Annotated in this window: 10 protein-coding genes and 1 pseudogene; 7 read left to right on the top strand and 4 right to left on the bottom strand. The window is 69.5% G+C overall.

The window, feature by feature from the left end; all coding sequences use genetic code 11:
- Positions 1-53 precede the first annotated feature (53 nt).
- The 4 genes from OO70_RS00510 to OO70_RS00495 all read left to right on the top strand — a co-directional run bounded on the left by OO70_RS00510 (position 54) and on the right by OO70_RS00495 (position 4,395).
- The gene (locus OO70_RS00510; RefSeq protein WP_043662443.1) at positions 54-251 is read left to right on the top strand and encodes a hypothetical protein; all 198 of its coding nucleotides are present in this window, start codon (positions 54-56) and stop codon (positions 249-251) included.
- Positions 252-320: 69 nt separating this feature from the next.
- Positions 321-1,724 (top strand): Si-specific NAD(P)(+) transhydrogenase, encoded by a 1,404-nt coding sequence (gene sthA, locus OO70_RS00505; RefSeq protein WP_043662440.1) that lies wholly within the window; start codon positions 321-323, stop codon positions 1,722-1,724.
- Between the two features lie 224 nt (positions 1,725-1,948).
- Positions 1,949-3,421: an APC family permease gene (locus tag OO70_RS00500; RefSeq protein WP_043662437.1), complete on the top strand. Its 1,473-nt coding sequence runs from the start codon at positions 1,949-1,951 to the stop codon at positions 3,419-3,421.
- 14 nt (positions 3,422-3,435) lie between these two features.
- Positions 3,436-4,395, top strand: coding sequence for a hypothetical protein (locus tag OO70_RS00495; RefSeq protein ID WP_043662435.1), 960 nt, complete (start codon positions 3,436-3,438; stop codon positions 4,393-4,395).
- A 5-nt stretch (positions 4,396-4,400) separates the two neighbouring features.
- Here OO70_RS00495 and nicT read toward each other — a convergent pair whose 3' ends face one another.
- From nicT to efeU, 3 genes are all read right to left on the bottom strand, one after another.
- Complete coding sequence (gene nicT, locus OO70_RS00490; protein ID WP_199827220.1) at positions 4,401-5,561, bottom strand: Nickel transporter NicT; 1,161 nt, start codon at positions 5,559-5,561, stop codon at positions 4,401-4,403.
- Between the two features lie 135 nt (positions 5,562-5,696).
- Positions 5,697-6,968: an iron uptake transporter deferrochelatase/peroxidase subunit gene (gene efeB / locus OO70_RS00485; protein WP_043662434.1), complete on the bottom strand. Its 1,272-nt coding sequence runs from the start codon at positions 6,966-6,968 to the stop codon at positions 5,697-5,699.
- 50 nt (positions 6,969-7,018) lie between these two features.
- A complete protein-coding gene (gene efeU / locus OO70_RS00480) occupies positions 7,019-9,043 on the bottom strand; it encodes an iron uptake transporter permease EfeU (RefSeq protein WP_043662432.1) in 2,025 nt (674 codons plus the stop codon).
- Positions 9,044-9,265: 222 nt separating this feature from the next.
- Between efeU and OO70_RS00475 the strand changes: the two genes are divergently transcribed.
- Genes OO70_RS00475 through OO70_RS00465 form a run of 3 tightly spaced genes read left to right on the top strand, consistent with a single transcriptional unit; the run spans position 9,266 to position 11,252 of the window.
- Positions 9,266-9,943 (top strand): DedA family protein, encoded by a 678-nt coding sequence (locus OO70_RS00475; protein WP_043662429.1) that lies wholly within the window; start codon positions 9,266-9,268, stop codon positions 9,941-9,943.
- The gene (locus tag OO70_RS00470; protein ID WP_106971588.1) at positions 9,940-10,545 is read left to right on the top strand and encodes a phosphatase PAP2 family protein; all 606 of its coding nucleotides are present in this window, start codon (positions 9,940-9,942) and stop codon (positions 10,543-10,545) included. Before OO70_RS00475 ends, OO70_RS00470 begins: the two co-directional genes overlap by 4 nt.
- Positions 10,542-11,252: a phosphatase PAP2 family protein gene (locus OO70_RS00465; RefSeq protein WP_043662427.1), complete on the top strand. Its 711-nt coding sequence runs from the start codon at positions 10,542-10,544 to the stop codon at positions 11,250-11,252. The genes OO70_RS00470 and OO70_RS00465 overlap by 4 nt, the downstream gene beginning before the upstream one ends.
- A 212-nt stretch (positions 11,253-11,464) precedes the next feature.
- Here the strand turns inward: OO70_RS00465 and OO70_RS51970 are convergent.
- Positions 11,465-11,878 (bottom strand): annotated as a pseudogene (locus OO70_RS51970) (ATP-binding protein); the annotation flags it as partial.
- Positions 11,879-12,002 lie beyond the last annotated feature (124 nt).

Below are 12,002 nucleotides of genomic sequence, written 5' to 3'. Positions count from 1 at the left end.
GAATCGTGGGAGTGGGACGCACGGCACGTGCCCGGTCCCGAGAAGGAGAGACCATGTCGACAGCACAACCCGATGAAGGCGCCGACCGCGCCACACCGGACGCCCTGCTGCACACCCGCACCGGTACCGAGGTGGCTCCGGAGGACGTGGTCCTGGCGGCGGGCCGGGACATCACCCCGAAGAATCTGGAGTGGGCCCGGCGGAAGATCGAGGCGGAGGGGGCTGCCGCGCTGGACAAACTGCTCCCCTAGCCGTCTCGCCGGCACCTGGTTACCCGTTCACCCTTTCGGAGAAGGCGCTCCGGCTGACAGACTCCGGAGGTGCCCGACTTCGACATGCTTGTCATCGGTTCAGGACCGGGTGGCCAGAAGGCCGCCATCGCCGCGGCCAAGCTCGGCCGCCGGGTCGCCGTCGTCGACCGCCCCGACATGGTCGGCGGGGTCTCCATCCACACCGGGACCATCCCCTCCAAGACTCTCCGCGAGGCGGTGCTGTATCTCACCGGCCTCACCCAGCGCGATCTGTACGGGCAGAGCTACCGCCTGAAGGACGACATCACCGTCGGCGACCTCACCGCGCGCACTCAGCACGTGGTCAGTCGTGAAGTCGACGTCATCCGCAACCAGTTGTCCCGCAACCAGGTCTCCCTGTTCGCCGGCACGGGCCGCTTCGTCGACCCGCACACCATCGCCCTGACCGATGTCACCGGCCACGAACGGCTGTTGACCGCGGAGCACATCATCATCGCCACCGGTACCCGCCCCGCGCGGCCGGACACCGTCGAGTTCGACGGGCAGACCATCATGGACTCGGACAACGTGCTGGACCTGCCCAAGGTCCCGCGGTCCATGGTCATCGTGGGCGCCGGTGTGATCGGCATGGAGTACGCCTCCATGTTCGCCGCGCTCGGCAGCAAGATCACCGTGGTGGAGAAGCGCGCCGGCATGCTCGACTTCTGTGACCTGGAGGTCATCGAGTCGCTCAAGTACCACCTGCGGGACCTCGCCGTCACCTTCCGCTTCGGGGAGACCGTCGCCGCCGTCGAGCGGCACACGAACGGCACGCTGACCGTCCTGGAGAGCGGCAAGAAGATCCCGGCCGACGCCGTGATGTACTCCGCAGGGCGGCAGGGCCTCACCGACGAACTCGACCTGGACAAGGCCGGGTTGTCCGCCGACCGGCGCGGCCGGATCGACGTCGACGAGAACTTCCGCACCACGGTGCCGCACATCTACGCCGTCGGCGACGTCATCGGCTTCCCGGCGCTCGCGGCGACCTCGATGGAGCAGGGCCGTACGGCGGCGTACCACGCCTGCGGTGAGCCGGTGCACCGGATCGACGACCGGCAGCCGATCGGCATCTACACCATTCCGGAGATCAGCTTCATCGGGAAGACGGAGGACCAACTCACCGAGGAGTGCGTGCCGTTCGAGGTCGGGATCTCCCGCTACCGCGAGCTCGCGCGCGGCCAGATCATCGGCGACTCGCACGGCATGCTCAAGCTGCTGGTCTCCCCCACGGACCGCACCCTGCTCGGCGTGCACTGCTTCGGTACGGGCGCCACGGAGCTCATTCACATCGGCCAGTCGGTGATGGGCTGCGGCGGAACGGTCGACTATCTCGTGGACGCGGTCTTCAACTACCCGACCCTCGCGGAGTCCTACAAGGTCGCCGCCCTCGACGCGACGAACAAACTGCGGCAGATCGACCGACTCGGCGACTGACCGTTCACAGGAGATTACTCGCTGGTCAATCTTGAAAGGTCAAGAGGTACGGCTATCATCACACCCACACACGGTGTGACCGTCCGCCGACGCAGCGGTTAAGCGGTATCCGCCATTCTCTTTTCGTTGTCCCGACCGGCCACTGACCCGAGGCCACCCCTCTCCGGGTCCGGGGCCGGTTCGCGCAACCCCCCACGTCGTGCAAGACGGAAAGCAGCGCATCCATGAGCAACAACAGGGGCAGAGGGCTGCAGGCCAACGCCCTCGGCACGTTCGACACCGTGGTGATGGCCGTGGCGGGCAGCGCCCCGGCGTACTCGATCGCGGCGACCACCGCGGTCCTGGTCGGCGCGGTGGGACTGGCCAGTCCGGCAGCCCTCCTGTACTGCGCGATACCGATGCTGGGCATCGCGCTGGCGTTCAGCTATCTCGGCCGTATCGACGTGAACGCGGGCGCCAGTTACTCCTGGGTGGGGCGCACCCTGCATCCCTTTCTGGGCTTCATCAGCGGCTGGGCCCTGGTGGTCTCCGCGACCATCTTCATGGTCGCCGGGTCACTGCCCGCCGGGTCGATGACGCTGGCCCTGTTCGATCAAAGCCTCGCGGACAACACCGCGTTGTCGACGGTGGTCGGCGCCGTCTGGTTCGTGATCATGCTGCTCGTGGTGCTCGGCGGCGCCCGTCTCACGGTCCGCGCCCAACTCGTCATGTCCGGCGTGGAACTGGGCATCCTGGCGCTGTTCGCGGCACTGGCCGTCATCCACTCCGACACCGCCCGCGCCTTCGACTGGTCCTGGCTGGGCTTCAGCCACTTCGACGGGGTGTCGGGCTTCGCGTCGGGCGCGCTCATCGCCGCGTTCTACTACTGGGGTTGGGACGTCACCAGCAACCTCAGCGAGGAGACCCGCAACAGCCGTCGTACGACCGGACTCGCGGGCCTGATCGGCGTCGGCATCGTCTTCCTGCTCTTCGAGGTGTTCACGATCGCGGTGAACGTCATCCTGACCTCGCGGCAGATCGAGAACAACGACGCCAACGTGCTGGCCGTGCTCGGCGACGAGGTCTGGCCGGGCTGGGGCGGAAAGTTGCTGATCGTGGCGGTGATGCTGTCCACCATCGCCACTCTGGAGACCACCCTCATCCAGGTCACGCGCTCGCTGTTCGCGATGGGCCGCGACCGTACGATGCCGGCCGCGCTGGGCCGCGTGCACCGCACCTGGAACACACCCTGGGTGGCGATCACCGTGGTCGGCGGGGTGGCGCTGGTGATGTTCATCGCCTCCAACGCGCTCGGCTCGGTGGGCGAGATCCTCGCCGACGCGATCTCGGCGATCGGTCTGCAGATCGCCGTGTACTACGGCCTGGCGGGCCTCGCGGTGGTCGTCGCCTACCGCAAGATGCTGTTCAAGTCGGCGGCCAACTTCCTCTTCGGCGGGCTGTGGCCGCTGTTCGGCGCCCTGTTCATGTTCTGGATCTTCGTCGAGTCCCTCGGCAGCCTGAGCGACGCGGCGATCAGTATCGGTATCGGCGGCCTTGCGGTGGGCGTGATCCCGATGCTCTGGTACTGGCGGCAGGGCAGCGACTACTACCGGCCCGCGCCGCTCGACGCCACCCACACCGTCGAGACGGACTACGTCCCCGACGACTTCGTGCCCGAACAGTCCCGGGTCCATCAGGGTCTCCCGACCGACTTCTGAGGGGGCACCACCCGATGGCGCGAGACCGCTTCTCCCCCGACTTCGACCCCGACTGCGGGGACGCGCCCCTCAGTTCGGCCCGCCACGACATCGTCATCGGCCGCTGGCAGGGCCTGCGGGAGCTGCTGCGGATCACCGGCGCGCACTGGCTCAGCCGGGGCCACCGCATCCGGACGCTCGCCCAGGCCTGCGCAAGCAGTTCGACGGTCGAGTCATGGCTGGCCGCCGAACCCCACAGCGGCGACGCGCTCACCCTGCGCGCGGCGACGGAGACGGCCCGGGCGTTCAACCTGGCCATCGCGGCGGGCCGGGGCGTGCCGATCGACCGGAACCGTATCGACGGCGCCGTCATGGCGTGCCTGCAAGCTTCGGAGTCGTACCCGGACGACCCCACCCCGTGGATCTCCCTGATCTCCGTCGCCCGCCTCTATCCGTCGGGCGTACGGCGCCAGGAACTCGCCCGCTGGTGGGACGAGTTGCACCGCCGCGACCCCTACAGCGTGGAGGGTCATCTCCAGGTCCTCCACTACTACTCCTCCCGCTGGCACGGCAGCCACGGCCTCATGTACGACTTCGCCCGCGACGCGGCGGGCGTGGCACCGCCCGGCTGCGCACTGCCGGTGCTGGTGCAGTACGCCCGCGTCGAGGAGTACCGCTACGTCCTCGACGCGGCGAAGGGCCAGCAGGCCGCGGTCGGGCTCGGCCAGCACTGGACCCACGACGGCGCCGTCAGCGACGTACGCCGCACCTGGCAGCGCTGGATGGCCGCACGCGAGGACGGCACGATCCCGCCGGGCGAACTCCGGGACCTCAACTACCTCGCGCACGCGGCCTGTTACGCGGGGACAGTGGATGTCTCGGCCGCCGTGCTGGGCATGATGGGCCGCCGGGCGACGACGACTCCGTGGTCGTACACGGGGGACGCGGAGAAGCAGATCGTGAAGTGGCGGAAGGAGGTGGGGGTGCGGTCCTGAAGAACCTATTCGGCGGGCTGTTCCGCCGGCTGGGCCAGGCTCGCCGTCCACTTGTCCTCGATGCGGCCGAACTTCCACACCAGCAGGGCGACGACCCAGGTCCCGAAGAACAGGCCGACGATGAGGAAGCCGATAACGTTGAGGTCGAGGCCGGCGACCCAGTCCCAGAAGAAGCCGTGCAGGTCGAGCTTCTCGGCGAACAGGCCCAGGAGTTCGACCGTGCCGATGATGAGGGCGACCGCGACGGACAGGCCGGTGATCGTGAGGTTGTAGTAGACCTTGCGGACCGGCTTGGAGAAGGCCCAGCCGTAGGCGAAGTTCATGAATGTGCCGTCGATCGTGTCGAGCAGCGACATACCGGCGGCGAACAGGACCGGCAGGCACAGGATCGCGTACCAGGGCAGGCCGGACGCGGCGCCCGAGCCGGCGAGCACCAGCAGCGCGATCTCCGTCGCCGTGTCGAAGCCGAGGCCGAACAGCAGGCCCAGCGGGTACATCTGCCAGGACTTGGTGATCGACTTCATGAAGCGGCCGAGGATGCGGTTCATGAAGCCGCGGTTGTTGAGCTGCTCCTCCAGCGCGGCCTCGTCGTAGTGGCCGGAGCGCATCTGGCGGAACACCTTCCAGATGCCGACCAGGATGACGAGGTTGATGCCGGCGATGACGTAGAGGAAGGTGCCCGACACCGTCGTACCGATGAGGCCGGTGACGTCGTGGAGTTGGGAGTTGTCGTCGCGGACCGGTCCTGCCAGTGCCTTGACGCCGAGGGAGAGCAGGAGCGTCAGGCCGAAGACGATGCTGGAGTGGCCGAGCGAGAACCAGAAGCCGACCGACAGCGGTCGCTGCCCCTCGCTCATCAGCTTGCGGGTCGTGTTGTCGATCGCCGCGATGTGGTCCGCGTCGAACGCGTGCCGCATGCCGAGGGTGTACGCGGTCACGCCCATGCCGATGCCGAAGGACTTCTCGCCGACGCTGTAGTGCCCCGGCGCCACGATCCACACGAGCGTGAACCAGCCGATCACATGCAGCCCGAGGATGAACGCGGCCATGCCGCCGACCCTGGTCCACTCCTGCCGCGTCATGGACGTCCGCACGCGGTACCAGACCGAGGGCAGCACCCCGGCCGTGGCAGGGAGGGTCGAAGTGGACTCGGGGGCGGCCGTCATCGAGGAGGGTCTTTCTTCCGGGTACGCGGTCGCGGACTGCAACCTGGTGCCATCCTCCCGTACCTGCAATCCATTCGCAGTAACGCTCGGCAAAGACCACGGCAGGTCTTCCCCAATGGAAGGAAAAATCCCTGGTCAGGTCGCCAGCAGACCCCGCCCGAGCCAGTCCTTGGCGTCCTTCACGCCGGGCAGTGCGTAGAAGTAGCCGCCGCCCGTCGGGGAGATGTAGTCGACCAGGGGCTCGTCGATCAGCCGGGTCTGGGTCGCCTCGAACTGCCGCTTCACGTCCTGCTGGTAGCAGCAGAAGACCAGGCCCATGTCGAGGTTGCCGACGTCGTCGATGCCCCGGTCGTAGTTGTAGCCGCGGCGCAGGATGCGCGAGGTGTCGGTCGCCGCGGTACGCGGGTTGGCGAGGCGGATATGGGCGTCGAGCGGGATCGCCGTGCCCTTGGGGTCCTTGGCGTAGTGCGGGATGTCCGTCTCCTTGGCGCCGTCCAGCGGGGCGCCGGTGTCCTTGCGGCGGCCGAACATCAGCTCCTGCTCACCGAGCGAGACCCGGTCCCAGAACTCGACCAGCATGCGGATGATCCGGATCACCTGGTAGCTGCCGCCGCTCGCCCAGGCCGGTTCGCCCTGGCCGTCGCCGACCCAGATCAGGCGGTCGGTCTCGCGGGCGGACTTCACGTCCGGGTTGGCTATGCCGTCCTTGAAGCCGAGCAGGTTGCGCTGGGCGCCCGTGGGACGCGGGGTGTTCTGGAAGCCGTCGACGCGCCACTTGATCTGCATGCCGCCCCGGGTGTGCCGGGCGATGTCGCGCAGCGCGTGCAGCACCGTGTCCTGGCGGGCGCCGCACACCTGGAGCGACAGGTCGCCGTGGCACTCCGCTGCACGCAGGTTGTCGTTCGGGAACGTCTTCATGGGGGTCAGCCGGCGCGGCTTGGCCTTGGCCAGTCCGTAGCGGTCGTCGAACAGGGAGGCGCCCGCACCGACGGTGACCGTGAGGGCGTCGGCGGGGACGTCCGGTCCGAGGATGCCGTTGTCGGCGGGCGGCGCGCCGACGCCGAGGTCGGCGGGGGTACCGCCGGAGGTCAGGAAGCGGGCCCGTTCGGTGATCGTGCGCAGCAGTTCGGCCAGTTCGGCACGGTTGTCGGCGATCACGTCGAGGGAGACGAAGGTCGCGGCGGCCGGGGCGGGGGTGAGGATGCCCGCCTGGTGGGTGCCGTGGAAAGGCACCTTGGCGGCGTTCGTGGTGTCCGCGGCCTGCGCCACGGTCGTGCCGCCGGTCTCGGCGAGCGCGAACGCCCCGCCGGCCAGCACCGCGCCCGCGGCCCCGGCACCGAGCGCCGTCCGGACGAAGGAGCGACGGCCGGCTCCGGCCGGGCAGCCCGGGGTTTCGGCAGTGGACATCGGACGGTTCCCTTCACTACGGCCAGTGCTGTTCGTGTTCTCGGCGCTCATCAGGCGGACTTCCTGATCTCCAGCAGGTCCGGCACCGGCGCCAGGTCCTCCAGCAACTGCCCGGTGGCGCCGTTGATTTGGGCCCGGGTCGTCTGGTCGAGCTGCTCGACGGGCGTCCAACTGGCGCCGTGGTGCGCCGAGTCGAGCAGCTTCTGCAGCCGGGCGATGTCGGCGTCGACCGTGGGGAGCAGCTTCGGGGATTCCTTGGTGAGCAACGGCGTGAGTACGGTGAGCAGCTCGCGCGTGCCGGCGAGGTTGCTGTCGACGGTGGCGAGGTTGGTGCCGCTGCCCTCGTCGGTGTCACCGGTCAGCTCGAACTGGAGGGCGTTCTCCAGGATTTCGTGGGCCCGCAGCGGCAGGTCACCGGGGTCGAAGTCCTGGGCGGGGAACGCCTTCCGCAACCCCACGACCGCGGCGGCGAGTTGCTGCGCGGGAACCTTCAACTCGCCGGCCGACTGCCCGTGCCAGAGCCCGTACTCGATGCGATGGAAGCCCGCGAAGTCCTTGTTGTCGACTCCCCCGGCCAGCCCGTCGGCCCTGCCGTTGATCTTCTGGTCGAAGTCCTCGAAGGTTCCGTAGGCGGCACCGAGCGAGGAGTAGGTGCGGTGCGCGGTCAGCCAGTCGGTGCGCGCCTTGCCGAGGTGGTTGCCCGCGATGTCGGCACTGAGCTGCCGGGTCTGGGTTTCGAGGGTGGCCAGGCCCTGGTCGACGTACACCTTGTAGGCCTTCAGGGGCGCGGCGAGGTCGTTCTCGGAGACGGGGACGACCGCCTTCACCGCTCCTCCCGCGCCGCTGACGTGGACCGTGGCGGAGGTGACGGCCTTCGCGCCGGTGGGCACGCAGCGCCAGGCGTACGAGCCGCCCGCGACGGTCGCGACCAGATCCCGGGTGGTGCCGGGAGCGAGGCCCTCGACCTCGCCGTAGACCGCGCTGGTGACCGGGTCGATCAGATAGACCTCGGCGGTCTTGTCGCCGGTGTTGTGCATCTGGAAGGTCTGCCGACCGGTGTCGGGCGCGGTGAAACCCTTGCCGCACTCGGTCTCGGAGACGGCCACCGTCTGGGCACTCGCGGGCTTGGGCCGGGCGAAGGCGACGACGAGACCAGCCACGACCGCGGGTACGGCGACCACGGCGACGGGGACGACCCAGACGGGGCGGCGACGCAAGGACACCTCGGTTTCGCGCACTTCGGCGGGCTCGGGCGCGGGTGTCCTGGTCCGTACGCCACGCACGAACAGGGGCAGCACGACGGCGAGATAGCCGACGTAACCCACCACCTGGAGCCAGGTCATCGTGGGCATCAGGTTGAACACGCCCTGGATGAGGGTGCTGTACCAGGAGCCGGCGTCGACGCTGCCGCTGAGGTCGAAGGCGTAGGCGGTCAGACCGGGCAGGACGCCGCCCTCTTGGAGGTCGCGCAGGCCGTAGCCGAGGACGCCGGCCGCGATGACGACGAGGACGACTCCGGTGGCGGTGAAGAACTTCGTCAGGTTGATCCTGAGGACCCGGCGGTACAGGCCCCAGCACAGGGCCGCCGCGAGGACCAACCCGATGGCGGCGCCCGTCAGGGGGCCGACGGACTCACCGGCCGCGCGAGCCGTGGTCCACAGGAACAGGGCCGTCTCCAGGCCCTCGCGGCCCACCGCGAGGAACGAGGTGAGCATCAGCACGCCCGCGCCCATGCCGAGCGCGCCGGTGACCTTCTCCCTGATCTCGCCGGAGAAGGTACGGGCCGAGCGGCGCATCCAGAACACCATCGCGGTGACGAACGCGACGGCGATCACGCTGAGGACGCCGCCGAACGCTTCCTGGGCCGTGGCGGAGAGGTTCGCCGCGGTGAAGGTGAGCACCGCGCCGAAGCTCATCGCGAGGGCGACGGCCGCCAGGACGCCCGTCCACACCTGCGGCAGGCGGGACTTGGCATCGGCGCGGACGAGGGTGGCGACCAGGATCGAGACGATGAGCCCGGCCTCCAGTCCCTCCCTCAGCCCGATCAGAAAGCTCGGAAACGCGTCGTCCCACATCGGGTGCGACTCCTCCTGGGTTAGTGAAGGCATGCCTTACTTCGCGGACCATCATGACTACATGCATGTAGTCAGTCGGTCACGAAGCGGCAATGTCCGGGCAAAAGAGCGGAACTTCTCGCCCGCCGGGATCGTCTACAGTTGAGTAGACCGTCTACAGATTTGTAGTCAGAGATGGATGTCGTACGGGGCATCCGCTGACCGGCGAAGGGGCTCGCGACGATGACCACACCCTTGGACCTGGCGTCCCAGCTCGCCGTCAACGTGCTGGATGCCAAGTCGCTGCTGGCCGCCTTCGGTGTGCTGGGCGTCGGTGCGGTGATGTTCGCCGAGACGGGGCTGCTGATCGGGTTCTTCCTGCCCGGCGATTCACTGCTGTTCACGGCGGGCCTGCTGTGCACCGGAGGCGCCGACAGAGCCGTGAAGCTGTCGCTGCCGCCGCTGCTGGTCGCGGCGGCGGTGGGCGCGCTCGCCGGAGCGCAGTGCGGGTATCTGCTGGGCCGAAAGGCCGGCGGCGCGCTGCTCGCCCGCAGCCGCTCGACCCGCCTGCACGAAGGGGCCCGGCGCGCCGAGGAGTTGCTGGAGCGGTACGGCTATGCGAAGGCGATCGTGCTGGCCCGCTTCGTGCCCGTGGTGCGGACGGTCCTGAACCCGATGGCTGGCGCCCTCGGAGTGCCCGTGCGGACGTTCACCGTGTGGCAGGTGGCCGGCGGTCTCGTGTGGAGCCTGGGGCTGACACTCGCCGGGTACGCGCTCGGTTCCTCGATCCCGAACGTCGACAAGTACCTGCTGCCCATGGTCGCCGTGATCGTGATCGTGTCGCTGCTCCCCCTCGCGGTCGAGGTGCACCGCTCCCGCAAGGCCACCCGTGCCGCCAAGGCCGGGGAGGTACGCGGATGATCCTCGTCGCGTTCCAGGGTTCGTCGATCGACGGCGAGGAATACACGGATGTGGTCAACTCCGCCCAGCACGCGCCGAGTTGGCTGGACACCACGGTCTCGGCCTGGTCGACGTACGGGCTCGCGGTGTTCGCCATGCTGATGGTCGTCGGCTGGTGGCGGGCCCGCCGGGTCGGTGCCGAGTCGGCGGTGACGGCGCTGGCCGTGCCATTGGTCGTGGTGGCCGCGTACGGCATCGACTCCCTGCTCAAGCTGGCGGTGCGGGAGAACCGGCCCTGTCAGACCCTGCGGGTGGTCACGCTGGAGGCGTGTCCGGTGCGGGGCGACTGGTCCTTCCCGAGCAACCACGCGACCATCGCCGCGGCGGCTGCCGTCGCCCTGTTCTTCGTCTCCCGCCGGCTCGGTGCCGTCGCGGTCGTGGCGGCGCTCGCGATGGCGGTCTCCCGGGTCTGGGTCGGGGTCCACTATCCGCACGACGTCGTGGCGGGCGTAGTGGTCGGCGCGCTCCTCGCACTGGGCGCCATGGTGCTGCTGAAGCGGTGGCCGGAGTCCCTGACAAACCGGATCACGGCCACCCGGCTGCGACCGCTGCTGATGTCATGAACCGCAAGGACATCGCCGAGTTGGCGGGCAGCACGGGCCTCGGCGCCTGGACCGCGTTCGGCGTGCTGAGCCTGGTCGTGATCGGGCACGAGGGCGCTCCGCTGTTCACGGACGAGGACGCGCTGTCCTGGTCCGTCGCACACCGCCCGGACATGGCACTGGCGGTGGCCCGCGGACTGACCGCGACCGGCACGGGCGTCATCCCGTACGCGCTCGTCGTCCTCGCCGCACTCCTCACCGGCCGCACCGCACGCCAACGCCTGCTCGCCGCGACCCTGGCCCCGGCCTGCCTCGCCTCAGGCCAGGGCCTGCGCTACGGCGTGATGGAACTGATCGCGCGCCCCCGCCCGTCGCTGGGCGACTGGGCCGGACACGCCTCGGGCTGGGCCTTCCCCTCCGGCCACACCACCACGGCCGCGCTCACCGCCGGACTGGTGATCCTCGCGATACGCGTGCGCGCCCCGCACGGGAGAACGGCGCTCTGCCTGGCCGTCGGCTGCTGGGGCGCGCTGGTCGGACTGACCCGCGTGTATCTGGGCGTGCACTGGTTCACCGATGTGCTCGGCGGCTGGCTCTTCGCCGCCGGCTGGCTCGGCGTGTGCGTGTGCGCGGCGGCCTGGTGGCTGCCGACGCGACTGGTCACGGACGGAGCGGACGGGGCCGTACCGCCACGGGACGAGCATGCGCCCCGGGGACCGGTGCTGTAGGGCTCGGTCGGCTGGTGTCGTCGGTGGCACCTGCCGATCAGTCCGAGGTCGTCGGTGCGATCACCGTCGGGGCTGTAGCGGTGGTCCACTCGCTCGTGGTGCGGCTCGGTGCGATCGGTGGACTGCTCCGGTCGCGGCCGGGCTTGTGCGGGGGTGCGCGCGTCCGCCTCGACCGAGTCGTCCGTGCCGTCCGCTGCGTCGAGTTCCAGCTCGAACCAGACTTCCTTGCCCTCCTCGACGAGGCGGCTGCCCCAGCGGTGGGCGAGTGCGTCGACCAGGAAGAGGCCGCGGCCGTTCTCGCTGTCGGCGTCGGGGTTCTGGTCGCTGTCGAGCTGCCGGTGCGGCGGTCGGGGAAGGTGGCGCCGCTCGTCCGCCACCTCGCAGCGCAGTACGCCGACGTCCAGGGACAGGGTGAGCCGGTAGCGGCCGCCGGCGTGCACGACCGCGTTGGTGGCGAGTTCGCTGACCAGCAGTTCGGCGACGTCCACCAGGCTCTGGAGGCCGTACTCGGCAAGCCGCTTGCGGACGAGTTCCCTGGCCTGGCGGACCGAGGACTTTCCCGGGCCCAGGATCGTGGTGCAGCCGTCGCCCACGGTCGGCAGGCCGCGTGGACGGTCGTTCGGCATGGTCGTTTCCCTTCGGCCCCTGAGGCGTTCGGTTCGTGCGGTCCGAGGCCGGGTCCGCCAAGGGTCCCGGCCTCGTATCCACCATGCGTCCGCGGTGCCCTTCGGGGCGCGGGGGGAACTACCC

The sequence above is a fragment of the Streptomyces xylophagus genome (genome assembly GCF_000716435.1).
In the GTDB taxonomy this organism is placed as follows: domain Bacteria; phylum Actinomycetota; class Actinomycetes; order Streptomycetales; family Streptomycetaceae; genus Streptomyces; species Streptomyces xylophagus.
This window is presented reverse-complemented; position numbering and strand designations above follow the sequence as displayed.